Here is a 24,378-nt window from a genome sequence, read left to right as displayed (position 1 = left end):
TCCTTGCGGCGGGAAGATAAAGCCCGGCGCGTGAACGCTTCTCCGCAATCCTCATCCCGCCGCACGGATCGGCCGCTGCTGGCCATCGGCCTGCGCCTCATGGCCATGGTCATGCTCTCCACCATGTTCATGCTGATCCGGCTGGCCGGGCGCGAAGGCGTTTCCGCGCCGGAGATGGTGTTCTGGCGGCAGGCGATGGCGGTGCCGCTGATGGGCGGGTGGCTGCTGGCGACCGGCCGGCTGAGCCTATTGAGGACGAAACGCCTGCGCAGCCACGCCATGCGGGCGACGACGGGGACGGTGGGCCTTGTCTGCAATGTCACCGCCGCGATGCTGCTGCCGCTACCGGTGGGCACGACGCTGGGCTTCACCGCGCCGCTGTTCGCGGTGCTGATCACCGCGCTGGTCATGCGCGAACATGTCGGGCCGTGGCGCTGGACGGCGGTAACACTGGGGTTTCTGGGCGTGCTGCTAATCACCCGGCCGGGCCAGCAGGATATCCCGCTGGCAGGCCTTGCCGCCGGGCTTGGCGCAGGCGTGATCGTGGCGATCGTCAGCTTCCAGATCCGCGACCTTGGCCGCACCGAGCAGCCGATTACCTGCGTGTTCTGGTTCTCGTTCTTCGGCGCGCTGTTCGCCAGCGTGCTGCTGCCGTTCTATGGACAGGCGCATGAGCCGTACGTCTGGCTGCTGCTGGTGGCCGTGGGGCTGGCCGGAACGCTGGCGCAATTGCTGGTGACGGCGGCACTGCGGTTCGGAGCGGTCGCCACCGTGGTCGTCATGGACTACAGCGCGCTGATCTGGGCGACGGTCTACGAACGCACGGTATTCGGTGCCATGCCGCCCGCATCGATCTGGCTGGGCGCACCGCTGATCATCGCCGCCGGCCTCATCATCACCTGGCGCGAGCACTATCTGGCCCGGCGCATCTCACCCACCTCCGCCCTCGACGAAGGCGCGACGGAGGAGATCGCGGGGGACGCAGCCGTGCCGCAACCTCGCTGAGCGGAGGGAACCGGCCAGCCCATCGGGCGTTGCCTTTTGCGGATACCGGCTGTGCCATGCCGGTGGTCGCTCGAAAGGAACCGGAAATGGTCAAGAAACTCGTACTCGCCCTTGTGGTTGGCGGCATCGTGGTCTCGGCATCGGCCTGCAATACGGTCAAGGGTGCCGGCAAGGACGTGCAGTCGGTCGGTCAGGCTGGCGAAGACGCCATCCACAAGTAAGCCGAAATGGGCGCGGGCAGCGCCGGCCCGCGCGTGCTTCCCCCTTTCGCCGCCGCGCCCGATCGCCTAGCGATCGGCTATCCGACGCCAATCATGGCGCCGGCCCCAGAAGGATTGCGAAGAGATGATCAGGAAGCTTGTCCTGGTTGCCGTAAGCGCGGGCCTCGTGCTCGGCGCGGCGGCCTGCAACACCGTGCGCGGTGTGGGACAGGACCTCGAATCCGCGGCGAACTCTGTCGACCGCGCGATGTGAGGATCAGGCCTGCCGATCCGTCGGCAGGCCCCCAGCCTTCAGGACCAGAACTCAGCTATCGGTGATATGCGCGGCGACCATCGCCCGCGCGCGCTGCCAGAGCACGAAGCGGCTCAGCAGCACCATCCCCAGCACCAGCCCGAGCATCGCGTCGGTCACCAGCAGGGCAGTGGCTGCATGGTGGCTCGCGTCCATGCCCATGCCGCCGGGGAGGATAAGGCGGCGTACCACGAAAACGCCGGCGATCAGCAGCAGCGCCAGCGGCGACTGGCGCACCATGACGCGGGCATCGTCCCCCTCGCCTTCGACATGAAGGCGCATCAGGCGCGATCGCTGCACGCCGATGGCGCCGCCGATCATGAAGCCGGCGGCAAGGCTGGCCCAGCCGAGCGGCGATGGCATCATCACGCTCAGCGCCAGGCAGACGATCGCCGACACGATCAGCGGCGATATCCAGAGGAGGGGGAGCCGGAGCGGACGGGCTTTTTCCAGATTGCGGAAACGCCAGAGCATCACCGCACCGAAAATCACCAGCGGCAGCCATGCCGCCGTGCCGTTACCGGATCCCCCCATAACCTCAGCTTCCCCCGAACTCGCTCAGCGAGGGCGTCGCCGGCTCACCCGGCGTGCCCTGCCACACGAGCACTGGTTTGCGCGCCGCGAGCGTTTCGTCAAGACGGCGGCGCGGTGCGAAGTGCGGTGCGCTGTGGAGGCTCTGGTCGCCATCCTTGGCGCGCTGGGCAAGGCTGCGCAGCGAACCAATGAAGCGATCGAGGCCGGCCTTGCTTTCCGTCTCGGTCGGCTCGACCAGCATCGCGCCCTTCACCACCAGCGGGAAGTAGACCGTCATCGGGTGGAAGCCCTCGTCGATCAGGCCCTTGGCGATGTCCAGCGTGGAGAAGCCCTCGGCCAGACCGGCGTCGCTGAACAGCGCTTCGTGCATGCACGGGCCGCTCTTGGCGAACGGTGCCGGCAGCAGATCCTCGCACGAACGCAGGACGTAGTTGGCGTTGAGCACCGCGTCTTCGGCCACCTGGCGCAGACCGTCCGCACCGTGGCTGAGGATGTAGGTCAGCGCGCGGGTGAACATGCCCATCTGGCCGTGGAAGGCCACCATGCGGCCGAATGCTTGCGCATGCCCCTCGCCCGCGTTTTCCTCTTCGACGAGGTGGACGCGGCCGTCTTCACCGCGGCTGACGAAGGGCAGCGGCGCGAACGGCGCCAGCGCTTCGGACAGCACGACCGGGCCGGCACCGGGGCCGCCGCCGCCGTGCGGGGTGGAGAAGGTCTTGTGCAGGTTGATGTGCATCGCATCGACGCCAAGGTCGCCGGGGCGCACTTTGCCAACGATGGCGTTGAAGTTCGCGCCGTCGCAATAGACGTAGCCGCCCGCTGCGTGAACCGCGTCACCGATCGCCTTCATGTCAGGCTCGAACAACCCGCAGGTGTTCGGGTTGGTGATCATCACGCCCGCCACGTTCGGGCCCAGCTTGGCCTTCAGCGCCTCTACGTCGACGCGGCCTTCCGGGGTCGCCGGGATCGACTGGACCTTGAAGCCTGCGAAAGCGGCGGTCGCCGGGTTGGTGCCGTGGGCGCTCTCAGGCACCAGAACGACGTCGCGCTTCTCACCGCGTGCGTCGAGCGCGGCGCGGATGCAGAGCAAGCCGCAAAGCTCGCCATGTGCGCCGGCCTTCGGGCTCATCGCCACTGAGGCCATGCCGGTCAGCGTGATCAGCCAGTCGGCCAGCTGCTCGATCACTTCCAGCGCGCCCTCGACCGTCTTCTGCGGCTGGAGCGGGTGAACGTCGGCAAAGCCCGGCAGGCGAGCCATCTTCTCGTTCAGGCGCGGGTTGTGCTTCATCGTGCACGAACCGAGCGGGAACGGCCCGAGGTCGATCGCGTAGTTCTGGCGCGACAGGCGGGTGTAGTGGCGCACGGTTTCCGGCTCGGTCAGGCCGGGCAGCGCCGGAGCCGACTTGCGCAGGAACTTCGACAGGCCGGCTGCCGCCGGACGGCTGGGCGTGTCGAGATCGACGCCGCACTTCTCGGAAGAACCGAGTTCGAAGCTGAGCGCTTCTTCCAGCATAAGGCCATAATCGCCCGAGGCGGTCTTAAAGGTCGTGCCTTCGCCGGCTTCGCCCCCAACGCTACCAATGCTGGGGCGCCAGCCGCTTGCGTTTACCGCGTTCATGCCAGCACTCCTTCAAGCTCACGGGCAAAGGTTTCGATATCCTCGTCGGTCACGGTCTCGGTCGCCGTTACCAGCAGGCCCTTGTGCAGATCGCCGTTCTCCGGGAACAGGCGGCCGAGCGAAACGCCGCCCAGCACCTTGCGATCGGCGAGGTCACGGACCACTTCGCGGGCGTCGCGCGTCAGCACGATCGTCGCCTCGTTGAAGTAGGCGTCGTTCAGCACCGTCACGCCCGGCACCTTGGCCAGACGTTCGATCAGGGTCTGCGCCTTGTCGTGGTTCACGGCAGCCAGCTGGGCCAGGCCTTCACCGCCCAGCAGGGTCAGGTGAATGCTGAAAGCCAGCGCGCAGAGGCCGGAGTTGGTGCAGATGTTGCTGGTCGCCTTCTCGCGGCGGATGTGCTGTTCGCGTGTGGAGAGCGTCAGCACGAAGCCGCGCTTGCCTTCGGCGTCCACGGTCTGACCGCAGAGACGGCCCGGCATCTGGCGCACGAACTTCTCGCGGCAGCCGAACAGGCCCAGGTACGGACCGCCGAACTGCAGGCCGACGCCGATCGACTGGCCTTCGCCCACGACGATATCGGCACCCAGCGCGCCCGGCGCCTCGATCATGCCCAGCGCGACCGGCTCGGTGACGACCACCACCAGCAGCGCGCCCTTGGCGTGCGCAGCATCGGCAATCGCGGCGAGGTCCGGAATGCGGCCCATCACGTCGGGATACTGGACGACGACGCAGGAGGTCTTGTCGTCGATCTGGGCGATCACGGCGGCGTCATCGGCTTCGGCCACCAGTTCGGGCTTCAGCGAGACGATGTCGTCCTCAGTGAACTTGGCCATCGTGCGCACCACTTCGGCGTAGTGCGGGTGCAGGCCGCTCGACAGCACGGCGCGCGTCTTGCGGGTGACGCGGCTGGCCATCAGGATCGCTTCCCAGCACGCGGTCGAACCGTCGTACATCGAGGCATTGGCGATGTCGGTGCCGAACAGACGCGCGACCTGCGTCTGGAACTCGAACAGCACCTGCAGCGTGCCCTGCGCGATTTCCGGCTGGTAGGGCGTGTAGGCGGTCAGGAACTCGCCGCGCTGGATCAGGTGATCGACCGAGGCCGGAACGTGGTGGCGATAGGCGCCCGCACCGATGAAGAACGGTGCGGTACCGGCCGAGAGGTTCTTGGCCGCCAGAGCGGACATGTGCCGCTCCACCGCCATTTCGCTGGCGTGGGCGGGCAGGCCTTCGATCGGGCCGGACAGGCGGGCTTCGGCGGGAACGTCGACGAAGAGATCGTCAACGCTGGCGGCGCCGATGACGCCGAGCATCTCGGCACGGTCGGCCGGAGTCAGAGGAAGGTAGCGCATGGGGTTTCCTGCTTCATTGTCCTCCCGGCACGGGGAGGTGCCAGAGGGAATGGGGACCTGAAAAGGCTGACGGAGGGGATTCGCGGCTTAGCGCGACTGTCGCACCTGGGGGCGAGTCCCCTCCACCGTCCTGCGGACGGTCCCCCTCCCCGTTTCGGGGAGGACTGGACGTCAGAGGCTTTCGACATATTCCTTGTAGGCCGCCTCATCCATCAGCGCTTCCAGTTCCGAAGCGTCCGACAGGGTGATGCGGAACAGCCAGCCGCCCACTTCGGCGTCGGTGTTCACCAGTTCCGGCTGGTCGGCCAGAACTTCGTTGGCTTCGGCGATGGTGCCCGAAACCGGGGTATAGACGTCCGAAGCAGCCTTCACGGAGTCGACCACGGCAACCGAGTCACCCTTGTCGAAGGTCGCGCCTTCGGCGGGCAGGTCGACGAACGTGATGTCGCCCAGCTGGCCCTGTGCGTAGTCGGTGATGCCCACGGTGCCGAGGTCGCCCTCGATTTCGATCCACTCGTGTTCCTGCGAGAAATAACGGGTCATGGGAGAATTTCCTCAGCGGTGATAGCGGTTGGGGACGAAGGGCATGGCTGCGACTGTGGCGTCGAGCTTCTTGCCCCGCATTTCGATGGAAAGGGCGGTGCCGTCCGCAGCGCGTGCCGCGTCGACATAGGCCATGGCGATGGGGTGCTGGAGCGAGGGCGAGAAACCGCCCGACGTCACCACGCCCACTTCCTGTTCGCCATGGAAAACCTTGGCGCCTTCGCGCGCGGCCTGACGGCCTTCAAGCTTCAGGCCGATGCGCTTCTGCGCGGTGCCCTCAGCGAAGTCGCGCTGGACGCGGTCCGCGCCGGGGAAGCCGCCTTCAAGGCGGCGGCGCTTGTTGATGCCGAAAGCAAGACCGGCTTCGACCGGGCCGCGTTCCGGGTCCATGTCATGGCCATAGAGCGGCAGGCCGGCTTCCAGGCGCAGCGAATCGCGCGCGCCAAGGCCGATCGGCTTCACTTCGGGCTGGGCCAGCAGCAGGTCCGCCACCTCGGCAGCGGACTCGCCGGGGATCGAGATTTCGAAACCGTCCTCGCCGGTGTAGCCCGAACGGCTGATCCAGGCATCGACGCCGCCCAGCGTGAAGCGGCCGCCCTTCATGAAGGTCAGCGCCGAAAGCGGGTATTCACCCTCAGCCACGCGTTCCAGTGCAGCGAAGGCCTTGGGGCCCTGCAGCGCCAGCAGCGCACGGTCGTCGAGGTGATTGAGCGTGATGTCGTCCGGCAGATATTCGCGCAGCGTGCCGATATCGTCCCACTTGGTGGCGCCGTTGACGACGAGGTAGAAACCGCCCGGCCAGCGGGAGACCATCAGGTCGTCCAGAATGCCGCCGTTCTCGTCCAGCAGCAGCGAATAGCGCACGGCGCCCAGCTTCAGCGTGGAAAGATCGATCGGCAGCGCGGCTTCCAGCGCGGGCTCGACATCGGTCTGCGAGCCCTCTTCACCGGTCACCAGCAGCTGGCCCATGTGGCTGACGTCGAACAGGCCGGCGTTCTCACGCGTCCAGAGGTGCTCGGCCATGATGCCTTCATACTGAACGGGCATCATGTAACCGGCGAATTCGACCATGCGGCCGCCGTGGTCGCGGTGCCAGCCATCCAGCGGCAGCAGCATCGGGGCCAGTTCTTCGGGTTCCTGATCGGAATCGGAAATCGGGTATTCGCTCAAGACATGACTCCGCACAGTTCGGTACACCATTCCAGGTGCCCCCTCTGTCACGGAAACCTGAGAGCTTCCCCCAGAGGGCCCGAAATGGACCATACCGGAGTTACACCGTCGGCGGCCTCACCCTTTGGGATGAGACACTTTCCAGAGTCTCGCTATCGACGCGGCGCGGTCCTTTTGCCTGAGAGATTCCGGGGCGGTTGCTCCTTCGGCGCCCACCTTTCCGCGTATGCGAATCGGCAGGTCTCTCCCGCGCTGTCAGCGATGCCCTGACCCTTGGGTGACAGGTGCGTTTGTGTCAACGCCGGTTGCGCTGCGCTGCGACACTATTTCCCCGAGATGCGTGCAAGCCGTGAGGTGAACCCGGCACCACCCTCGTCATTGCGAGGGTGGCTTGTTGGGCGAGTGGGGATCCCTCCCCGCTCAATCCCCTGCCCGGCGCAGCGCGCGCATCATCGCTTCATGCTCATGGATGAAGCGCCCGCGCGTCTTCTCGGCGCTCAGCGCGAAGATCACGTCGGCAAGGCGGCGCACGGAGATCGAGCGGAACTTGGCAAACCGGCCGTGCAGCACGATGGCGTCCGCCACCGGGTTCAGCACTTGCGCCATGCTCTCCAGCGGGCGGCTTTCGCTGCGATGGCCGCGCAGCAGGCCGGGGCGCAGGATGTCGAGCCGGCGGAAGCCCAGCTTGTGAACGGCGTCCTCGATATCGCCCTTGGTGCGCAAGTAGAGATTGCGGCTCGCCCGGTCGGCGCCGACCGAGGAAACGAGGATCACATGCTCGATCCCGGCGGCGCGGGCGGCCTTGGCCGTTTCCAGCACCAGATCGTAATCGACGGCGCGAAAGGCCTCGTCGCTGCCCGCCGCCTTGCGCGTGGTGCCCAGCGCGCAGACCAGAACCTGTGCGTTGGCGGCGGCGATCAAGGTCTGCCACTGCGGCGTATCACCCACCAGCACTTCCATTTGCGCGCCTTCGGGCAGCGGCACTTCGCGCCGGGCGACGCCGATCACGCGCACGTCGCTACGGCCGATGCTGCCGGCGATTACCGCCTGCCCGACCAGCCCGCTCGCCCCGACAAGGCAAAGACGGCGTGCAGGCGTTCCGGCTTCAGACATTGCGCAGGCCCTCCGGCGTCGATCCGTAGATCTGCGCGTGGCAGGCGATGGCGTAGCGATCGGTCATGCCGGCGATGTAATCGGCGATGTGGCGGCTGCGCTCCGGCTCATGGCGCGGCAGGCCGTCGATCCAGCTTTCCTCCATCAGCACCGGCTCCTGCGAATAGGCGGCGTAGAGTTCGGCGATCAGCGCCCGCGCGCGGCGCGCGGTTTCGAGCTGTTCGGGGTGGTAATAGAGCTTCTCGTACATGAAGCGCTTGAAGACACGCTCGCCCTCTTCCACTTCGGGCGAGAAGGTGACGAGCTGACGGCCGGCGGTGCGCACATCGTGCACGCTTTCGATGCCGATCAGGTTGGCCTTGGTCTGGGCCAGCAGATCGTTGACCATGAAGCCGATCTGGCTGCGGATCAGCTCCGCCAGCTGGCGACTGCGCGCCACGCCAGGGAAACGCCGCTCGACCTCGCGCCAGCGGTCCACCACGAAGGGGTGCGCAAGCAGTTCGTCCAGATCGAGGAAGCCCGCGCGCAGGCCATCGTCGATATCGTGGTTGTCGTAGGCGATATCGTCCGACAGCGCCGCCACTTGCGCCTCCAACGAGGCGTAAGAGCCGAGTTCGAGGTTGTAGGCCGCGTCGAGTTCGCCCAGCGCCCAGTTCGGATTGGTGACCGGCCCGTTGTGCTTGGCCAGCCCCTCCAGCGTTTCCCACGTCGGGTTCAACCCGTCATGCTCGCAATAGGGGCTTTCGATCCGCATCAGCGTACGCAGGCAGTTGGCGTTGTGGTCGAAGCCGCCCGCCTTGTGGAGCGCGGCGTCCAGCGCCTCTTCCCCCGCATGGCCGAACGGCGGATGGCCGATATCATGGGCCAGGGCCAGTGCCTCGGTCAGATCCTCGTCCAGCCCCAGCAGCCGCGCGATCACGCGGGCGACTTGCGCCACTTCGAGGCTGTGCGTCAGGCGCACGCGGTAGTGATCGCCATCGGGCGCGATGAAGACCTGCGTCTTGTAGCGCAGACGGCGGAACGCGATGGAGTGGACGATGCGGTCACGGTCGCGCTGGTAGGCGCTGCGCGGACCGCGCGTGCCGCCGTCCTCGACCGGATATTCACGCCCGCGCGTGCGGGCCGGATCGGATGCGTAAGGGGCGAGGGTCAAGCTTGGTCTATCCCGAAATAGGAATTTCTTGCCGCCCCCTAGAGCATTTTCGCCGCCCGTGGAAACACCTGACTCGCGGGCGGATCATTGGACGAGATTCAATGGGCTAGGCCGGTCTTGCACAATGCGGCGGAGGTGGTGGTGACCAGGATCACCTCCCGGTCGTCCACCGACTTCACCGCGTGGATCCAGGCGCCGAGCGTGGGCTTTTCACCCTCCAGCTTTTGCAGCTTCACGATCTGGATCAGGTTCAGCCGCTTCATCATCCGCTTGGTCATGCAAGTGGCGACACGGTTGGACATGCCGTTTTCCACCAAGGCGGAGTGCAAGCGCCAGGCCGCATAGAAATGCGCGCCGACGACCAGCACCACGACAAGGCCCACGAGCAACAGGATTCGCTTGAGAATACGCATGCCGCGCGGCTTAGCGGGTCCTTCTCAATCCGCCAGCGCCTTGTTGATGTCTTCGACCATCTTCTTCGCATCGGCCAGCAGCATCATCGTCTGGTCCATGTAGAACACGTCGTTATCGACGCCCGCATAGCCTACGCCGCCCATCGACCGCTTCACGAAGAAGATCGTCTTGGCCTTCTCCACATCGAACACCGGCATGCCGTAGATCGGTGAGGTCTTGTCGGTGCGCGCAGCCGGGTTCACCACGTCGTTCGCGCCGATGATGAAGGCCACATCGCACTGCGCGAACTCGCCGTTGATGTCTTCCAGCTCGAAGACTTCGTCATAAGGCACGTTGGCTTCGGCCAGCAGCACGTTCATATGGCCGGGCATGCGGCCCGCCACCGGGTGGATCGCGTACTTCACGTTGACCCCGTGCTTCTTCAGCTGGTCCGCCATCTCGCGCACCACATGCTGCGCCTGCGCCACGGCCATGCCGTAGCCGGGGATGATGATGACGTTCTCCGCCTCCTGCATCAGGAACGCCGCATCCTCGGCAGAGCCGCGCTTCCATGGGCGCTGTTCCTTCGCCGGGCCGCCGGCCCCTGCGCCATTCTCGGTACCGAAACCGCCGGCGATCACCGAGATGAAGCTGCGGTTCATCGCCTTGCACATGATGTAGCTGAGGATCGCGCCGGACGAGCCGACCAGCGCGCCGGTCACGATCATCGCGGTGTTATGCAGCGTGAAACCCATCGCCGCCGCCGCCCAGCCGGAATAGCTGTTGAGCATCGAGACCACCACCGGCATGTCCGCCCCGCCGATCGGGATGATCAACAGGAAGCCGATGGCAAAGGACAGGACGGTGATCGCCGCGATGACCCACAGCGACTGGTCCTGCGTGAAGTAGCCGACCAGGCCGATGATGAGCGCCAGCGTGCCCAGGTTGATGACATGGCGCGCCGGCAGCAGGATCGGCGCTCCGCTCATCTTCCCGGCCAGCTTGAGGAAGGCGATGATCGAGCCCGAGAAGGTGATCGCGCCGATGGCGATACCAAGGCCCATTTCCACGCGGCTTTGCGGAAAAATCTGGGCCACGGCACCCTCGGCCGCTTCCGCAATGCCGAAAGCCACTGGATTGAGGTAGGCCGCCAGCCCCACCAGCACCGCGGCAAGCCCGACCAGCGAGTGAAACGCCGCCACAAGCTGCGGCATGTCGGTCATCTTGATCTTGCGGGCGATGACGAAGCCGATGCCGCCGCCGATGGCAATAGCCACAGCGATCTCCGGCAGGCTGGCGATCTCATGCGTCAGCAGCGTCGTCACCACGGCGATGCCCATGCCGACCATGCCATAGCGGTTGCCCCTGCGGCTGGTCGCCGGTGAGGAGAGACCGCGCAGCGCGAGAATGAAGCAGATACCGGCAATCAGGTAAGCGACCGCCACCCAGGGGTTCACGGCGTGCGCCTCCATCACTTCGTCTCCTTGGAGGCGAGGCCAGAGGCAGGTTTATCCTTCTTCTTGTACATCGCCAGCATGCGCTCCGTGACGGCGAAGCCGCCGAAGATGTTCACGCTGGCCAGCACGACTGCGCCCAACCCCAGCCACTTGGCGAGCGGAGAGCCCGAAGCCGCACTCGCCACCAGCGCGCCAACCACGATTACGGAGGAGATCGCATTGGTCACCGCCATCAGCGGCGTATGCAATGCCGGGGTAACCGACCAGACGACGTAATAGCCCACGAAGCAGGCCAGCACGAAGATGGACAGAATCGAAACGAAATCCATGCCTTACTTGTCCTCCCCGGCACGGGGAGGGATCGGCTGACAAGCTACCGATGCGATGAAAGCCGTTGCTTCATCCGCATCACGCAGCACGTCGGACGCCGGAACCCGGATCACCCGCAAACCAATTTCCTGAAACCATGCATCCCGCTTCGCATCCCGAGCAGGATTATTCCCCATGTCGTGACAACTGCCGTCCACTTCGACGACCAGCCGGGCGTCGTGACAGTAGAAGTCGGCGACGTAATTTCCGGAGGGGTGCTGACGGCGAAACTTCAGGCCTGCCGGTTTCTGCCGCAAACGCTGCCAAAGCAGGACTTCGGGCAAGGTCATTTCCCGCCTCAATCGCCGTGCTCTGCGCGCCGCCCCGCCGCTCCCCTGAAGCACTCAGATCCTCCCCTGCAAGGGGAGGTGGCAGCCCGCCAGGGCTGACGGAGGGGTGAAACCGGTTCGGTAGCGCACGACGGAGAGGCTGACACCCCTCCACCACCCTTCGGGCGGTCCCCCTCCCCTTGCAGGGGAGGAACTGCGGCGCCCGCGAACCCTCACCCCAACAATCTCTCATTCACCACCTTGCCGCCCTGCGTCAGGCGGATGGCATTGCCGATTTCCTCGTCCAGCACCGGCTTGCCCTGCTCCTTGTCCCAGAATGCCGAGACGAAGTTGAACAAGTTGCGCGCGAACAAGGCAGAGGAGTCCGCCGGAAGATGCGCGGGCGTGTTGGAATAGCCGACGACCTTCACGCCGTGCCGTACAACCACCTGATCCGGCTCGGAGCCCTCGACATTGCCGCCCTGCGCGACCGCCAGGTCGAAGATCACGCTGCCGGGCTTCATCGTCGCAATCTGCGCGTCGGTAATCAGGCGCGGGGCGGCACGGCCGGGGATCAGCGCGGTGGTGATCACGATGTCCTGCTTGGCAAGGTGGCCGGAAACCAGTTCGGCCTGCGCCTTCTGGTATTCCTCGCTCATTTCGGTGGCATAGCCGCCCGAGCCCTCACCCTCGATCCCCGCAACACTCTCGACGAAGATCGGCTTGGCGCCCAACGACATGATCTGCTCCTTCGTGGCCGAGCGTACGTCGGTGGCGGAGACTTGCGCGCCAAGCCGCCGCGCGGTGGCGATGGCCTGCAATCCGGCGACGCCCACGCCCATGACGAAGCACTTGGCCGCCGTCACCGTTCCCGCCGCTGTCATCATCATCGGAAAGGCCCGGCCGTAGAGGTTGGCGGCAACCAGCACCGCCTTGTATCCGGCAAGGTTCGATTGGGAGGAGAGGATGTCCATCGATTGCGCGCGAGTGATGCGCGGCATGAATTCCATCGCCAGCGCTTCCAAGCCCGCCGCCGCATAGGCATCGACGCGCGATCGTCCCTCGTTTGGCCCTCTGCCGAAAGGATCGAGCCCGGCGACCACCCATGCGCCGGGCTTTGCGCCCGAAAGCAGCCCCGCATCCGGGCCTTGCACGCCAAACACGATATCCGCGCCGGAAACCGCCTGCTCGACAGTGCCGACCTCGGCCCCGGCGGCAGCATAGTCCGCGTCGGAAATGCTGGCAGCCAGCCCGGCCCCGCTCTCCACGGCCACCGTGGCGCCCAGGGCGATGAGTTTCTTAACGGTCTCCGGCGTAGCCGAGACCCGCGTTTCACCCGCCGCCCGCTCTTTCAGGACGGCGAAGCGCGTTGCGCCCGCCACCGGCGGCTCAGCGCGCGATGATGCTGACGACGACCGCCACGATCACGACGATAATACCGGTGCCCCAGCCCGCCGCCTTGACGAAGCTGTTATAGGTTTCAGTCGCCGTCTTGATGTCCGTGCCGGAAGCCATCGATCTATCCCCTGTACGCCATCCCGATCGAGCCGATCCGGATTTGCGATCGTTTTGAATTCTTTCGCAAGGTCTAACGAGGGCAGAGCCATCGCTCAAGAGCGAAGCGGCGGTGACTGGCACTTGTTTCAGGCGATATTGGATCGTTCAGGCGATCGCTTTAGACGTTCAGCACGGGGCGCAGCCTTAATTTGGTCTTTACTGCTTTGCCCTAAGACGCTTACGTCAGAAGCAGGAGGCGATGGAAGCGGGCGTGACGATAGCTGAACCAGAACAGCGCCTGCTCATGCTGATCGACGATGAGCCTGCGCAGAGCCGCCTGATTTCGGCGCTGGCAGCGCGCGAAGGCTGGCGCACGCTGATCGCACGCGATCCGGAAACGGCAATCGCGACGCTTGGCACGCGCCAGGGCATGCAGCTTTCCGCGATCATCCTGGACCAATGGGTGCCCGGCGAAGACGCCTGCGCTCTGATTGCGGAACTGAAATCGCGCCGCCCTGCACTGCCGATCCTGATGCTGACCGCCAATACTTCACCGTTGCTGGCGGTGGAAGCAATGCGCGCCGGGGCGACCGACTATCTGGTCAAGCCGATCGCGCCGGACCGGCTGATGCACGCGCTGCGGTCCGCCACCACACGCGAATCTCCGCGCGACGAACTGGCGCCGCTGACGGAAAAAATGCCCTCCAACCCCGATTTCGAATCGATGATCGGGGCCTCTCCCAATTTCCGCAAGGCACTCGCCGTCGCCGCCAAGGCGGCGCGCGGACATGGGCACGTGCTGGTGGAAGGCGAAAGCGGCACCGGCAAGGAAGTGCTGATCCGCGCCGTCCACGCCGCCAGCCCGCGTGCGCGCAATCCGCTGCGGATGGTCAACATCGCCGGACTTGCCGCCAATTCCATCGAATCGAACCTGTTCGGGCATGAGAAAGGCGCCTTCCCAGGCGCTTTCGAACGCCAGGTCGGCGCGCTGCAACATTGCGATGGCGCTACCCTGGCGCTCGACGAGATCGACCGCCTGCCGATGAGCGTGCAGGAACGTCTGCTCGAATCGATCCGCAAGAGCGACGTGCGCCCGATCGGTGCGCGCCATTCGTTCCGCATCGATCTGCGCATCATCGCCGCCAGCAACATGCCGCTGCAGGACCTTGTCGAGGCCGGCGAATTCCTGCCCGAACTGCTGGAAGCGCTTTCGCCCACCAAGGTGGAACTTCCGCCCCTGCGTGAGCGGACGGGCGACATTCCCGCCCTCACCCGCTTCTTCCTGGCGCGCATCGGGGAGCAGCCGGGCCTGCGCGAACTGGGCATTACCGATGGCGCGCTCTCGCTGCTGGCAGCCTACGACTGGCCGGGCAACGTGCGGCAATTGCAGGCCGTGCTGTTCCGCGCGGCGGTGTTCTGCGACGGCGACGCGCTGACTTCGGACGATTTCCCGCAATTGCTCTCCATCCTCGGCTCCGGCCCTTCTACGGTGGCAGGCAATCCGCGTCAGGAAAGCTCCGGCGTGATGCTCTACACGCCCGACGGCCACTTGCGCCCGCTGGAAGAGATCGAGGCCGACGTGATCCGGCTGGCCATCGGCCTCTATCGCGGCCGCATGACCGAAGTCGCACGGCGGCTGGGGATCGGGCGATCCACGCTCTACCGCAAGCTGACCGAACTAGGCATCGACAACGCGGCATAATAGACGACCCCGGAGCCTTGGCTCCGGGGTCGCCGCCCCTTGCGGGGCTGCCCCCAAGGGGAATGCCGGTTACAGCGCTTCGAGATAGACCTGCGGCACGCGATAGCCGCGCTTGGACATATACTTCACGTACTTGCCGCGCTCCTGGAACAGTTCGCTGGCATATTCGCTGTAGGCGTCGCGCTGGTCCTCGATATCGGTGGCATGGCGCAGATCGCTGGCGAGTTCCTTGCGGGTCTCGTTCACGTTGATGCGGTAATCGTACCACTTGCTGTTCTGGATGCCGCCGATCGGGCTCTGGATGATCCGAGCCTCTTCGCCCTGGGCGACCTTCTGTTCATACATCATCGGCTGAACCGCCATTGCGGCAGTGGCCGGAACGATGGCCATCGCAACGAGGGCGCTGCGGAAAAACGTCTTCTTCATGGGACTTCTCCCTTCGCTTTCGTGTGGTGGATTCGAGGGAGAAACGAGCCCACGCGCATTTTTCGTCACGCCAAGAGACGAACCGGGCGATGGAACGGATAATCCGAAACGGTTCTAAATCATGCGTTTACGAGGCAACACAAGTCCGCCGCCGGTTCATCGGCGGGCAAGCTGCGGTTCATCCGCCGGCCAGCTTTGTCGCTGATTTCTAGCGGGGAAGCTGCGCGAAATCGGTCAGCGCGGCATCGCGAAGGCCCCGCCAGACGTGGACCGCCTGCACCGTCTCTCGCACGTCATGCACGCGCAGGATGTGCGCGCCGGCGTCCATCGCCTTGATCGCCAGCATCAGCGAGCCGCCCAGCCGGTCGTGCGCCGCCGCCTCGTTAGAGAGCGCGCCGATCATGCGTTTGCGGCTGGCGCCGACATAAAGCGGATGGCCCAGCGCGTGGAAGATGGCGAGGCCGTTCATCAGCGCTAGGTTCTCCGCCACGGTCTTGCCGAAGCCCACGCCGGGGTCGAGCAGGATGTTCTCTGCCCGCACGCCCGCTGCCAGTGCCTCATCCCGGCGCTGTTCCAGCCAGTCGTACACGTCCAGCACGACATCGGCGTAGTCGCCGTTGGAGTGGAGATCGTCCGCCTTGCCCGGCGCGTGCATCAGCACCACCGGCGCGCCGGATGCGGCCGCCAGTTCCAGACTGCGCGGATCGTAGCGCAGGGCCGACACGTCGTTGATAATATGCGCGCCGGCCGCCAGCGTCGCCTCCATCACCGCCGGGCGGCGCGTGTCGACGCTGATCGCCGCGCCCATCGCCGCAAGCTGCTGGACCATCGGGACCACGCGCTTGATCTCGTCCCCTTCCCACACCGCGCCGGCGCCGGGTCGGGTCGATTCCCCGCCCACGTCGATCATCGCCGCACCCGCTTCCAACATGGCGGCGGCGTGCGAGAAGGCGATGTCCGGCTTGTCGAGGAAAGAGCCGCCGTCCGAGAAGCTGTCCGGCGTCATGTTGAGAATGCCGGCAACCTGCGGCTGTTCGAGGCGGATCGTGCGCTCACCACACTGAAGCGGCGGATGAACCTTCTTGAAATTGGCCCACTGCAGTTCCGCCACGGCTGCCAGATCGGCCGGAAGCGCCGCCAGTGCGGCGGGCACATCCTGCGCGCCAAGGCGCTCACGAGAGAGAACTTTGCCATTCTCGCGCACGATCAGCGCGAAGCGGCTGGCCCAGACCAGCGATCCGCCAAGGCGGACGGCGTCACCCTCCTCGCTCTGCGGGCTTTGGGCGAAGGCGATCGGCTGGATGTAGATCTGGCGAGTCATGCGTGGCCCTTAGCGTTTGCGCGGGCCACGCAGAACAGGTTTCGAGGCCCTGCCCATTACCTCTCGCTAAACTTCGGGGGGACGCAGTCCTGCCCCCTCGTCGAGCCCGATCAGGGCTCGGTTGCGAGGATGTAGAGCTGGCGGATGGCGTCGATCGGCTTGACCTTGCCCTCATGCTCCAGGTGCCAGAAGGTCCAGCCATTGCACGAAGGCGCGCCCTGGAGTTCCTTGCCCAGCCCGTGGATCGAACCGATGGTCTTGTCGGCCACCAGCGAGCCATCGGCGCGCACCACGGCGCGGAAGCGGTTCTTCTTGTCGGAAAGCACGGTGCCCGGCGCGATCCAGCCGGTTTCGATCAGGGTGCCGAACGCCACCTTGGGCGCGGTGCGCTTCGACTGCATGGTCTTCAGCGCGCTTTCGTCCAGCGGCAGCGCCATTTCGATGCGTTCCAGCGCGGCGTCGCGATAGTCGCCCTCACGCTCGCAGCCGATCCACTCGCGGCCGAGGCGCTTGGCAACCGCGCCGGTGGTGCCGGTGCCGAAGAACGGGTCGAGCACGACGTCGCCCTCGTTGGTGGTGGCCAGCATCACGCGATAGAGCAGCGATTCCGGCTTCTGCGTCGGGTGAACCTTGCGGCCGCCCTTCTTCAGACGTTCCGCACCGTTGCAGATCGGCAGCACCCAGTCCGAACGCATCTGCAGTTCGTCGTTCAGCGTCTTCATCGCGCGATAGTTGAAGGTGTACTTCGACTTTTCGCCCATCGACGCCCAGATCAGCGTTTCATGCGCGTTGGTGAAACGGGTCCCCTTGAAGTTCGGCATCGGGTTGGCCTTGCGCCACACGATGTCGTTGAGGATCCAGAACCCCATGTCCTGCATGATCGCGCCGAGGCGGAAGATGTTGTGGTACGAACCGATCACCCACAGCGAACCCTCGGGCTTGAGCACGCGGCGCGCTTCGGTCAGCCAGTCACGCGTGAACTGGTCATAGGCGGCGAAGCTGGAGAACTTGTCCCAGTCGTTGGTCACGGCATCGACATGGCTGCCGTCCGGGCGCGAAAGGTCGCCGCCAAGCTGGAGGTTGTACGGCGGATCGGCGAAGACCATGTCGACGCTGGCGTCGGGAATGGTGCGCATCGCCTCGATGCAGTCGCCCGGGATGATCTGGCCGAGGGGCAGCAGTTCCTTCGGCGTCGGCGCGGGTGCGCGAGCGCGGATCTTCTGCTTGACGAGTAGCTGGCCCATGTTTGCTCCGGGGAATTTGAACTGTGGATTGACTCCCCAATGAGTCTTTCGCGATTCACCGTCAAGCCGCGACTCGCCGGATTCCCTTGTGATTCACCTGTTCAGCAGTATGGAACAAAACGAATCCGACACAAGATATCGAGTCATGAGCGAATCGCATGACTCTATATCTTGGGGTTTGCGACTCGTGAGAGTCGGCCAGATTTTTTTATCAACACGGCGGCCGGCGAAATGCACAGATGCGTTTTTGAACGCCCCCGAACTGCCCTGCGCCAGATGAGATTCAAACCAGCCCGTAGTCCACGCCCGTCATCTGGACACTGACGTCCCAAAGCCTGCGCGCAGCCTCCGGATCGGTGGCAGAAGGCTTCCGTTTTGCGATGCCCGAGGGGCCGGACATCTCCCGCATCCCCTGCGGGCCATAGTACTCACCGGGCTCCACGACACCCGTCGCTGCCTGCAGCGTGGCCCATGCCCCCTCCTCCGCACTGTTGAGCATCCAGCCCATGATCGGGAACATGGCCCGGAACGCCAGCCAGTGCCGGCCCAGATCGGTTGAAGCGACGCCGGGGTGGCAGGCCACCGCCGTGACCGGCGATCCGGCCGCGCGCAGGCGACGATCCAGTTCGTACATGTGCAGCAGGTTCATCAGCTTGCTGTCGCCATAGCGCTGATAACGGCTGTAGCTGCGGCGGGCGTCCAGGTCGTGCCAGTCGATCTTGCCGCGCCGATGCGCGAGGCTGGCGGTGATCACCACGCGCGAACCCGGCACCTCAGCCAGCTTGCCCAGCAGTAGCCCGGTCAGCGCGAAAGTGCCCAGGTGGTTCACGCCGAACTGCAACTCATGCCCCTGCACCGTGCGCTCCAGCGGCGGCACCATGACGCCGGCATTGTTCACCAGCACGTCCAGCCGGGGCTCCTCCCTTGCGACGATGGCGGCGCATTCCCGCACGCTGGCAAGATCGGCCTGATCGAGCGGCACGAAGGAGAGGTTGGCACCGGGCACTTCCAGCCGGATGTTCTCCATCGCCTGCCGCGCCTTCTCCTCGCTGCGGCAGGCTAGCAGGACGCGTGCACCTCGCGCGGCCAGTACCTTCGTCGTCTCGTAGCCCAGCCCCGTATTGGCACCGGTGACGTGGAAGCACTTTCCCGCCTGCCCGCCGACATCGGCTGCAGTGAAGCCCTTCAAAGCGCCATCTCCAACTGGGCGACCGGGGCGAAGCTGCGGCGGTGGTGAACGGTCGGTCCGTGAAGGCGCAGTGCCGCAAGGTGCTGGGCAGTGCCGTAGCCGGCATTGCGTTCCCAGCCGTAATGCGGGTGGACCTGCGCCAGATCGCGCATCAGCCGGTCGCGGTGTTCCTTGGCAATGATCGATGCGGCCGAAATGCAGGGCTCGATCGCGTCCCCGCCGACGATGGCGCGGGCGTTCCAGCGCCAGTCCGCAGTGCGGCCGTGCGGCGTCATGTTGCCATCGATCAGGACCTCGTGCGGGTCTTCCGCCAGTTCGGCGCAGAGCGCGGCGACGGCGCGGGTCATCGCCAGCATGGTGGCGCCGAAGATGTTGATCCGGTCGATCTCTTCCACGTCCACCACGCCCACCGCCCAGCGGCAGCGGCGCTTGATCGTCGCTTCCAGTTCGGCCCGGCGCTTGCCGGAAAGCTTTTTGGAATCATCGAGTCCCGACGGCCGGGGCTTGCACAGCACGACCGCGCCCGCCACAACCGGACCCGCCAGAGGGCCACGCCCCGCCTCGTCCACTCCGATGATCAGGCGGCCAGCAGGGGATGAAATCGACGTGACCAAAAAGCTAGCCTCCAGACTTTTTCTTGTAGCGGTATCGCCCGTCGCCATCGCACTCGCAAGCTGCGGTTCGGCAGCCTCCGGGGATAAGGCCTCGGCCGCCGCCACCGGCGGAACGCCCTTCAAGGTGGCGCAAGTCGCCTCGTTCGATGAGCCTTGGGCGATGGACATCGACAAGGCCACCGGGGCCATGATCGTCACCGAAAAGAAAGGCAAGATCCGCCTGCGACTGGCCGACGGCACGATGGGCGAAGTGAGCGGTGGGCCGACGGTCGCCTATGGCGGCCAAGGCGGGCTTGGCGACGTTATTTTCGCACCCCCTCAAGTCCAATCGGGACAGACCGGCAAGACGCTAGACGGCCGCGTGGTCTACCTGAGCTGGGCCGAGGCCGGCGACGGCGACACGCGCGGCGCGGCCGTGGGCAAAGGCACCCTCTCCTGCCCGCAGCCCGCCAGCTGCGCGCTTCAGGGGCTCAATGTGATCTGGCGGCAAGTGCCCAAGGTGAGCGGAGAGGGCCACTATTCGCATCGCCTGGTGTTCTCGCCCGATGGCAAGTACCTGTTCGTCAGTTCGGGTGAGCGGCAGAAGTTCACGCCCGCGCAGGACCTTGGCACCAACCTTGGCAAGATCGTGCGCCTGCTGCCGGACGGCACGCCCGCGCCGGGCAATCCCTATGCGGACAAGCCGGCGCCGACCAACCAGATCTGGTCCTACGGCCACCGCAATGTCCTTGGCCTCGTATTCGACGACAAGGGGCAGCTCTGGGATCTGGAGCATGGCCCTGCCGGCGGGGACGAGATCAATCTGGTGAAGCCGGGCCAGAACTATGGCTGGCCGCTGGTTTCCGATGGCGACAATTATGACGGCAAACCGATCCCGCGCCACAAGACGCGGCCGGACCTTGCCGCCCCCGCGATCAGCTGGAACCCGGTGATCGCCCCGGGCGACTTCATCTTCTACACCGGCCAGCCGTTCCCGCAGTGGCAGGGCCAGTTCCTGATCGCCTCTTTCAGCGTGCCCGGCCTCGTCCGCGTGCGGATCGATGGGGAGAAGGCGGTTGAGGAAGCGCGCTATCCGCTCGACAACCGCATTCGCGAGATCCAGCAGGGGCTGGACGGTTCGGTCTGGTTGCTGGAGGATGGCCCCGCGCCTGATTCCGGCCACTTGCTGCATCTGACGCCGAACAGCTAATCCGACATTAGGCGAATTGAATCGACAAAGGCGCGCGCCAATCCTATCGGCGCGCGCCATGTCCGAAACCGTCCCTGACTCCGCCACTCTGATCCCGCTCGACAATGTCGATCCCGCGCTCGTCGAAGCGCTGCTCGACCGTGCGTTCGAACCGGAGCGACACAAGCGCACCGCCTACAAGGTGCGTGAGGGGACCGACTGGCTGCCCGGCCTGTCCTTCGCCGCGCTCGACAGTCACGAGATGCTGGTCGGCTCGATCCAGTGCTGGCCGGTGGCTCTGAACGATCCGGACGGGCGCGCGCATCCGCTGATCATGGTCGGCCCGGTGGCGGTGCTGCCCGAATTGCAGGGCCACGGCTTCGGCAAGGCGCTGGTTTCGGCCAGCCTTGCCGGGATCGACGCCCGCGCACCGCTGCCGCAAGTGCTGATCGGCGATCCGGACTATTACGGCCGGTTCTGGGGCTTCACCAACGAAGGCACCACGGGCTGGACCCTGCCGGGGCCGTTCGAGCAGCATCGCCTGCTGGTCCGCTGCGACAATCCCGCCGTGCTGCCCCGCGAAGGGATGCTCGGCCCCTGGCTGCGATAAATAGGTCCCCAAGCGTTAAATCGCGGGAAGATCCCGGCTGGACCTTGGCGCACGAGCCCCTATCTGGCATCGCGAAGCCATGCCTTATGACGTGCCGCCCGATCTGAACGCCCTGACGCTCGCCGAAGCGGCCGAGCTGGTGGCGGCGCGCAAGCTGCCGCCGGTATCCGAATGGTCACCGGCCCAGACGGGCGACAGCGAAATGCGCATCCTGGCGGACGGGCGCTGGTTCCATCAGGGCGGCGAAATCCGCCGTCCCGCCATGGTCCGCGCCTTCGCCTCCCTCCTGCTGCGCGACGGCGATGGCCAACACTGGCTGGTGACACCGGCCGAAAAGCTCTCGATCGAAGTGGAGGATGCCGCCTTCATCGCCACCGACGTGCGGGCGGAAGGCGATGCGCTGGTTTTCCGGCTCAACACCGACGATATCGTCATCGCCGGACCCGATCACCCGATCCGCAGCCATGGCGATCCGGAAACGCCCGCGCTCTATCTTGCCGTCCGCAACGGCACCGAGGCACGGCTCAACCGCAGCACCTACGGCCAGCTTGCCGAGATCGCGCTTGCCGATGGCGGCCTGACGGTGACCAGCCAGGGCGCAACTTTCGATCTGGTGCCCGCATGAGCATTCTGTTCGACCGCCTGCGCCCCCGCTTCGATGCCGCGCACCGCGAAGCGCCGCCCGAACTCTGGCTCGATCCCCGCATCGACGAGATACCGGAATTCAAGCCCGCCGCCGTGCTGGTGACGCTGACCGAGCGCGACAAGCCCGGCACCTTGCTGCTCCACCGCCCCTCCACCATGCGCGCCCATCCCGGCCAGATCGCCTTTCCCGGCGGCCGGCTGGACGACGGCGAAACCGCCATCGAGGCAGCGCTGCGCGAAGCGGACGAGGAACTGGGCATCCACCCGCGCGATGTGCAGGTGTTAGGCACCAGCGACGTCTACCGTACCGGCAGCGGGTACGAGATTACCCCGGTGCTCGCAGTGATCCCCGCCGACCTGCCGATCCACCCCAACCCGGCCGAAGTGGCGCAATGGTTCGAGGCGCCGGTGAGCTTCCTGCTCGATCCCGCCAACCAGCAGCAATGCACGGTAGAATGGGAAAACCGCCACCACCGCTTCGTGGAGATCAACTGGCACGACCACCGCATCTGGGGGGTGACCGGCGCGATCCTTCACAATCTTTCCCGCAGGCTGAACTGGAATGACTGACACGCTTCCTGACCGCATCGATCCCGTCTGGATGCGGCGAGAGGACATGGTGGCGCTGGTGGAAACGCTGGGCGCGCAGAATGCCCGCTTCGTTGGCGGTTCCGTGCGCGACACGCTGCTGGACCTGCCGGTGAAGGACATCGACATGGCCACCACGCTGGAGCCGGACGAAGTGATGATCCGCCTTAAGCGGGCCGACATTCACCGCGTGCCCACCGGGATCGACCACGGCACCGTCACCGCCGTGCTGCCCGGCGGCCCGGTGGAGATCACCACCCTGCGCCACGACGTTTCCACCGACGGCCGCCGCGCCACCGTGGCGTTCGCGGAAGACTGGCCAGAGGATGCAGCGCGGCGCGACTTCACGATCAACGCGCTCTACGCCGATCCGCTGACCGGCAAGATTTTCGATTACTTCGACGGCCTGGCCGACCTTGCCGCCCGCCGCGTGCGCTTCATCGGCGATGCCCGCCAGCGCATCCGCGAGGATCACTTGCGCATCCTGCGCTACTTCCGCTTTCAAGCCCGGTTCGGATCGCAGCCGGCCGACGCGGAAGCCGAAGGCGCCTGCGCCGAACTCGCCGCAACGCTGAAGGGCCTTTCGCGCGAACGCGTGGGCATGGAGATGATGAACCTGCTCGGCCTGACCGATCCCGCACCGACGGTCGCGCGCATGGCGGATCTGGGCGTATTGGCGGTGATCCTGCCCGAAGCCGATCCGGCCGCCCTCTCCGCGCTGGTCGCGGCAGAGCAGGCACAAGGCATCGGCCCCGATCCGCTGCGCCGATTGGCCGCACTGCTGCCCGCGCAACCGACGCTGGCCGAACATATCGCATCGCGTTTCCGCCTGTCCGGCGCCCAGAAAAAGAGGCTTTCCACCGCCGCCGCGCGCGAGGCGGAGACCGGCGATGCCCGCGCCCTCGCCTACCGCCTTGGCCGCGAAAGCGCACTCGACCGGCTGCTGATCGCCGGGGCCGATGTCTCCCCGCTCGACGGCTGGGACATCCCCAAATTCCCGCTCAAAGGCGGCCAGATCGTCGCGCGCGGCGTCAGCGCCGGGCCGGAAGTGGCGCGCATGCTGTACCGCGTGGAAGACCGCTGGATCGCGGAAGGCTTTCCCGATGCGGAGCGTGTTGACGCCCTGCTCGATGCCGAGCTGGCGGAGCAGAACTCGTGAACCTCGGCGAACTTTCCGAATTCCTTTACCAGAAGCCACTGCTGGCGCTGACCATCGTGGCGATCCTCGTCTCGGTCCTCGCCGGCATGCTCACCGTGCGCTATCCGCGCCTGAGCCATGGGCTGCGCAACACCGCCTACCTTGGCCTTACCGCCGCGCTGCTGCTCACCATTGCCAGCCTTGCCGGAAATGCCCGGCGGTCCGACGCGGCGCTCTGGCTCGATCAGGTGCGCCCGGCCGCCGTGGAAGGCGCGCAGACCGTGCTGCCCCTGCGCACCGATGGTCACTTCTGGGTGGAAGCGCAGCTGAATGGCGAGCCGGTGACCTTCCTGATCGACACCGGCGCCACGTACACCGGCATCTCGCAATCCGCTGCGAAGCGTGCGGGGATCGTGCCCGACGAAGGCGATCAGGGGGTGATGCTCGACACCGCCAACGGCACCATCGTCGCGCGCATGGCCACCGCCAGTTCCTTGCGCTTCGGCTCGATCGAGGCAACCGCGCTGCCCGTCGCCATCGGGCCTGACAGCGAGGTGGAGACCAATGTGATCGGGATGAACCTGCTTTCGCAGCTGGGATCGTGGCGGGTGGAGAACAACCAGCTTATCCTCGTGCCCAAGCCCAAGGCGGCTAGTTAAGGGCCAAGTTTCCTGCGCCCCGCATGGGTGCCTTGATGACGGCGGGTGTAGGCCCATCGGCCGTGCATGCCCTCAAAAGTCGGCG

General features: G+C 65.9%; 28 protein-coding genes and 2 riboswitches. Of the genes, 10 read left to right on the top strand and 18 right to left on the bottom strand.

Features of this window, described 5'->3' with window-relative positions; translation table 11 throughout:
• Nucleotides 1-30: 30 nt before the first annotated feature.
• The 3 genes from WBP07_RS05130 (at nucleotide 31) to WBP07_RS05120 (ending at nucleotide 1,479) form a co-directional block, all read left to right on the top strand.
• On the top strand, nucleotides 31-1,005 hold the full coding sequence (locus WBP07_RS05130) for a DMT family transporter (RefSeq protein WP_395394652.1): 975 nt from the start codon (nucleotides 31-33) through the stop codon (nucleotides 1,003-1,005).
• Between the two features lie 86 nt (nucleotides 1,006-1,091).
• Nucleotides 1,092-1,226, top strand: coding sequence for an entericidin A/B family lipoprotein (locus tag WBP07_RS05125; protein WP_395333618.1), 135 nt, complete (start codon nucleotides 1,092-1,094; stop codon nucleotides 1,224-1,226).
• A 124-nt stretch (nucleotides 1,227-1,350) separates the two neighbouring features.
• Entirely contained in the window at nucleotides 1,351-1,479 is a 129-nt protein-coding gene (locus WBP07_RS05120) for a hypothetical protein (RefSeq protein ID WP_395394650.1), read from the top strand.
• Between the two features lie 51 nt (nucleotides 1,480-1,530).
• Here the strand turns inward: WBP07_RS05120 and WBP07_RS05115 are convergent, their stop codons facing one another.
• From WBP07_RS05115 to WBP07_RS05055, 13 genes are all read right to left on the bottom strand, one after another.
• Nucleotides 1,531-2,052, bottom strand: a complete 522-nt coding sequence (locus WBP07_RS05115) for a DUF1453 domain-containing protein (protein ID WP_395394649.1) — start codon at nucleotides 2,050-2,052, stop codon at nucleotides 1,531-1,533.
• A gap of 4 nt (nucleotides 2,053-2,056) precedes the next feature.
• Complete coding sequence (gcvPB, locus tag WBP07_RS05110; RefSeq protein ID WP_395394648.1) at nucleotides 2,057-3,670, bottom strand: aminomethyl-transferring glycine dehydrogenase subunit GcvPB; 1,614 nt, start codon at nucleotides 3,668-3,670, stop codon at nucleotides 2,057-2,059.
• Nucleotides 3,667-5,025 carry an aminomethyl-transferring glycine dehydrogenase subunit GcvPA gene (gene gcvPA, locus WBP07_RS05105; protein WP_395394647.1) on the bottom strand — a complete coding sequence of 453 codons (1,359 nt, stop codon included), beginning with the start codon at nucleotides 5,023-5,025 and terminating at the stop codon, nucleotides 3,667-3,669. The genes gcvPB and gcvPA overlap by 4 nt, the downstream gene beginning before the upstream one ends.
• Before the next feature lie 171 nt (nucleotides 5,026-5,196).
• Nucleotides 5,197-5,568: a glycine cleavage system protein GcvH gene (gene gcvH, locus WBP07_RS05100; protein ID WP_395394646.1), complete on the bottom strand. Its 372-nt coding sequence runs from the start codon at nucleotides 5,566-5,568 to the stop codon at nucleotides 5,197-5,199.
• Between the two features lie 12 nt (nucleotides 5,569-5,580).
• Nucleotides 5,581-6,684, bottom strand: a complete 1,104-nt coding sequence (gene gcvT, locus WBP07_RS05095; protein WP_395395725.1) for a glycine cleavage system aminomethyltransferase GcvT — start codon at nucleotides 6,682-6,684, stop codon at nucleotides 5,581-5,583.
• Nucleotides 6,685-6,772: 88 nt separating this feature from the next.
• Nucleotides 6,773-6,893: riboswitch (glycine riboswitch) on the bottom strand.
• 1 nt (nucleotide 6,894) lies between these two features.
• Nucleotides 6,895-6,998: riboswitch (glycine riboswitch) on the bottom strand.
• A 160-nt stretch (nucleotides 6,999-7,158) separates the two neighbouring features.
• Nucleotides 7,159-7,851: an NAD(P)H-binding protein gene (locus tag WBP07_RS05090; RefSeq protein ID WP_395394645.1), complete on the bottom strand. Its 693-nt coding sequence runs from the start codon at nucleotides 7,849-7,851 to the stop codon at nucleotides 7,159-7,161.
• Nucleotides 7,844-9,004: a deoxyguanosinetriphosphate triphosphohydrolase gene (locus WBP07_RS05085; RefSeq protein WP_395394644.1), complete on the bottom strand. Its 1,161-nt coding sequence runs from the start codon at nucleotides 9,002-9,004 to the stop codon at nucleotides 7,844-7,846. Before WBP07_RS05085 ends, WBP07_RS05090 begins: the two co-directional genes overlap by 8 nt.
• A gap of 98 nt (nucleotides 9,005-9,102) precedes the next feature.
• Nucleotides 9,103-9,417, bottom strand: a complete 315-nt coding sequence (locus tag WBP07_RS05080) for a hypothetical protein (RefSeq protein WP_395394643.1) — start codon at nucleotides 9,415-9,417, stop codon at nucleotides 9,103-9,105.
• A 24-nt stretch (nucleotides 9,418-9,441) separates the two neighbouring features.
• Complete coding sequence (locus tag WBP07_RS05075) at nucleotides 9,442-10,869, bottom strand: NAD(P)(+) transhydrogenase (Re/Si-specific) subunit beta (protein ID WP_395394642.1); 1,428 nt, start codon at nucleotides 10,867-10,869, stop codon at nucleotides 9,442-9,444.
• Nucleotides 10,869-11,183: an NAD(P) transhydrogenase subunit alpha gene (locus WBP07_RS05070; RefSeq protein ID WP_395394641.1), complete on the bottom strand. Its 315-nt coding sequence runs from the start codon at nucleotides 11,181-11,183 to the stop codon at nucleotides 10,869-10,871. Before WBP07_RS05070 ends, WBP07_RS05075 begins: the two co-directional genes overlap by 1 nt.
• 3 nt (nucleotides 11,184-11,186) lie before the next feature.
• Nucleotides 11,187-11,567 (bottom strand): endonuclease domain-containing protein, encoded by a 381-nt coding sequence (locus WBP07_RS05065; RefSeq protein ID WP_395394640.1) that lies wholly within the window; start codon nucleotides 11,565-11,567, stop codon nucleotides 11,187-11,189.
• A 158-nt stretch (nucleotides 11,568-11,725) separates the two neighbouring features.
• Complete coding sequence (locus WBP07_RS05060; protein ID WP_395394639.1) at nucleotides 11,726-12,874, bottom strand: NAD(P) transhydrogenase subunit alpha; 1,149 nt, start codon at nucleotides 12,872-12,874, stop codon at nucleotides 11,726-11,728.
• A 7-nt stretch (nucleotides 12,875-12,881) separates the two neighbouring features.
• Nucleotides 12,882-13,007 (bottom strand): aa3-type cytochrome c oxidase subunit IV, encoded by a 126-nt coding sequence (locus tag WBP07_RS05055; protein WP_395394638.1) that lies wholly within the window; start codon nucleotides 13,005-13,007, stop codon nucleotides 12,882-12,884.
• A gap of 241 nt (nucleotides 13,008-13,248) precedes the next feature.
• On the opposite strand from WBP07_RS05055, the gene WBP07_RS05050 reads away from it, so the two are divergent.
• Nucleotides 13,249-14,691 carry a sigma-54-dependent transcriptional regulator gene (locus WBP07_RS05050; RefSeq protein WP_395394637.1) on the top strand — a complete coding sequence of 481 codons (1,443 nt, stop codon included), beginning with the start codon at nucleotides 13,249-13,251 and terminating at the stop codon, nucleotides 14,689-14,691.
• A gap of 69 nt (nucleotides 14,692-14,760) precedes the next feature.
• Here the strand turns inward: WBP07_RS05050 and WBP07_RS05045 are convergent, their stop codons facing one another.
• The 5 genes from WBP07_RS05045 to WBP07_RS05025 form a co-directional block, all read right to left on the bottom strand.
• Entirely contained in the window at nucleotides 14,761-15,117 is a 357-nt protein-coding gene (locus tag WBP07_RS05045) for a hypothetical protein (RefSeq protein WP_395394636.1), read from the bottom strand.
• 208 nt (nucleotides 15,118-15,325) lie between these two features.
• Nucleotides 15,326-16,438, bottom strand: a complete 1,113-nt coding sequence (gene folP / locus WBP07_RS05040) for a dihydropteroate synthase (RefSeq protein WP_395394635.1) — start codon at nucleotides 16,436-16,438, stop codon at nucleotides 15,326-15,328.
• A gap of 110 nt (nucleotides 16,439-16,548) precedes the next feature.
• Nucleotides 16,549-17,682, bottom strand: a complete 1,134-nt coding sequence (locus WBP07_RS05035; RefSeq protein ID WP_395394634.1) for a site-specific DNA-methyltransferase — start codon at nucleotides 17,680-17,682, stop codon at nucleotides 16,549-16,551.
• Nucleotides 17,683-17,965: 283 nt separating this feature from the next.
• Nucleotides 17,966-18,871 carry an oxidoreductase gene (locus WBP07_RS05030; RefSeq protein WP_395394632.1) on the bottom strand — a complete coding sequence of 302 codons (906 nt, stop codon included), beginning with the start codon at nucleotides 18,869-18,871 and terminating at the stop codon, nucleotides 17,966-17,968.
• Nucleotides 18,868-19,485, bottom strand: a complete 618-nt coding sequence (locus WBP07_RS05025; RefSeq protein WP_395394631.1) for a ribonuclease HII — start codon at nucleotides 19,483-19,485, stop codon at nucleotides 18,868-18,870. The genes WBP07_RS05030 and WBP07_RS05025 overlap by 4 nt, the downstream gene beginning before the upstream one ends.
• On the opposite strand from WBP07_RS05025, the gene WBP07_RS05020 reads away from it, so the two are divergent.
• The 6 genes from WBP07_RS05020 (at nucleotide 19,478) to WBP07_RS04995 (ending at nucleotide 24,293) form a co-directional block, all read left to right on the top strand.
• Complete coding sequence (locus WBP07_RS05020; protein WP_395394630.1) at nucleotides 19,478-20,674, top strand: PQQ-dependent sugar dehydrogenase; 1,197 nt, start codon at nucleotides 19,478-19,480, stop codon at nucleotides 20,672-20,674. The two genes, WBP07_RS05025 and WBP07_RS05020, sit on opposite strands and share 8 nt — an antisense overlap.
• A gap of 58 nt (nucleotides 20,675-20,732) precedes the next feature.
• Nucleotides 20,733-21,263, top strand: coding sequence for a GNAT family N-acetyltransferase (locus WBP07_RS05015; protein WP_395394628.1), 531 nt, complete (start codon nucleotides 20,733-20,735; stop codon nucleotides 21,261-21,263).
• A gap of 79 nt (nucleotides 21,264-21,342) precedes the next feature.
• A complete protein-coding gene (locus WBP07_RS05010) occupies nucleotides 21,343-21,888 on the top strand; it encodes a DUF1285 domain-containing protein (protein WP_395394627.1) in 546 nt (181 codons plus the stop codon).
• Nucleotides 21,885-22,478, top strand: a complete 594-nt coding sequence (locus WBP07_RS05005) for a CoA pyrophosphatase (protein ID WP_395394625.1) — start codon at nucleotides 21,885-21,887, stop codon at nucleotides 22,476-22,478. Before WBP07_RS05010 ends, WBP07_RS05005 begins: the two co-directional genes overlap by 4 nt.
• Entirely contained in the window at nucleotides 22,471-23,655 is a 1,185-nt protein-coding gene (locus tag WBP07_RS05000) for a CCA tRNA nucleotidyltransferase (RefSeq protein ID WP_395394624.1), read from the top strand. The genes WBP07_RS05005 and WBP07_RS05000 overlap by 8 nt, the downstream gene beginning before the upstream one ends.
• Entirely contained in the window at nucleotides 23,652-24,293 is a 642-nt protein-coding gene (locus tag WBP07_RS04995) for a TIGR02281 family clan AA aspartic protease (RefSeq protein ID WP_395394623.1), read from the top strand. Before WBP07_RS05000 ends, WBP07_RS04995 begins: the two co-directional genes overlap by 4 nt.
• The last annotated feature ends 85 nt before the right edge of the window (nucleotides 24,294-24,378 follow it).

The organism is Novosphingobium oxfordense (assembly GCF_044029435.1).
In the GTDB taxonomy this organism is placed as follows: domain Bacteria; phylum Pseudomonadota; class Alphaproteobacteria; order Sphingomonadales; family Sphingomonadaceae; genus Novosphingobium.
The sequence above is the reverse complement of the archived record's forward strand: the minus strand, read 5'-3'. Positions and strand labels throughout refer to the sequence as shown.

Bases quoted from the DNA above. Each gene is read 5' to 3' on its own strand.
- WBP07_RS05015 (WP_395394628.1), top strand. From the start codon at position 20,733: ATGTCCGAAACCGTCCCTGACTCCGCCACTCTGATCCCGCTCGACAAT.
- WBP07_RS05005 (WP_395394625.1), top strand. From the start codon at position 21,885: ATGAGCATTCTGTTCGACCGCCTGCGCCCCCGCTTCGATGCCGCGCAC.
- gcvPB (WP_395394648.1), bottom strand. From the start codon at position 3,670: ATGAACGCGGTAAACGCAAGCGGCTGGCGCCCCAGCATTGGTAGCGTT.
- folP (WP_395394635.1), bottom strand. From the start codon at position 16,438: ATGACTCGCCAGATCTACATCCAGCCGATCGCCTTCGCCCAAAGCCCG.
- gcvPA (WP_395394647.1), bottom strand. From the start codon at position 5,025: ATGCGCTACCTTCCTCTGACTCCGGCCGACCGTGCCGAGATGCTCGGC.
- WBP07_RS05115 (WP_395394649.1), bottom strand. From the start codon at position 2,052: ATGGGGGGATCCGGTAACGGCACGGCGGCATGGCTGCCGCTGGTGATT.
- WBP07_RS05035 (WP_395394634.1), bottom strand. From the start codon at position 17,682: ATGGGCCAGCTACTCGTCAAGCAGAAGATCCGCGCTCGCGCACCCGCG.
- WBP07_RS05080 (WP_395394643.1), bottom strand. From the start codon at position 9,417: ATGCGTATTCTCAAGCGAATCCTGTTGCTCGTGGGCCTTGTCGTGGTG.
- WBP07_RS05125 (WP_395333618.1), top strand. From the start codon at position 1,092: ATGGTCAAGAAACTCGTACTCGCCCTTGTGGTTGGCGGCATCGTGGTC.
- WBP07_RS05055 (WP_395394638.1), bottom strand. From the start codon at position 13,007: ATGGCTTCCGGCACGGACATCAAGACGGCGACTGAAACCTATAACAGC.
- gcvH (WP_395394646.1), bottom strand. From the start codon at position 5,568: ATGACCCGTTATTTCTCGCAGGAACACGAGTGGATCGAAATCGAGGGC.
- WBP07_RS05090 (WP_395394645.1), bottom strand. From the start codon at position 7,851: ATGTCTGAAGCCGGAACGCCTGCACGCCGTCTTTGCCTTGTCGGGGCG.
- WBP07_RS05120 (WP_395394650.1), top strand. From the start codon at position 1,351: ATGATCAGGAAGCTTGTCCTGGTTGCCGTAAGCGCGGGCCTCGTGCTC.
- WBP07_RS05070 (WP_395394641.1), bottom strand. From the start codon at position 11,183: ATGGATTTCGTTTCGATTCTGTCCATCTTCGTGCTGGCCTGCTTCGTG.
- WBP07_RS05045 (WP_395394636.1), bottom strand. From the start codon at position 15,117: ATGAAGAAGACGTTTTTCCGCAGCGCCCTCGTTGCGATGGCCATCGTT.
- gcvT (WP_395395725.1), bottom strand. From the start codon at position 6,684: ATGCTGCTGCCGCTGGATGGCTGGCACCGCGACCACGGCGGCCGCATG.
- WBP07_RS05050 (WP_395394637.1), top strand. From the start codon at position 13,249: ATGGAAGCGGGCGTGACGATAGCTGAACCAGAACAGCGCCTGCTCATG.
- WBP07_RS05000 (WP_395394624.1), top strand. From the start codon at position 22,471: ATGACTGACACGCTTCCTGACCGCATCGATCCCGTCTGGATGCGGCGA.
- WBP07_RS05075 (WP_395394642.1), bottom strand. From the start codon at position 10,869: ATGGAGGCGCACGCCGTGAACCCCTGGGTGGCGGTCGCTTACCTGATT.
- WBP07_RS05010 (WP_395394627.1), top strand. From the start codon at position 21,343: ATGCCTTATGACGTGCCGCCCGATCTGAACGCCCTGACGCTCGCCGAA.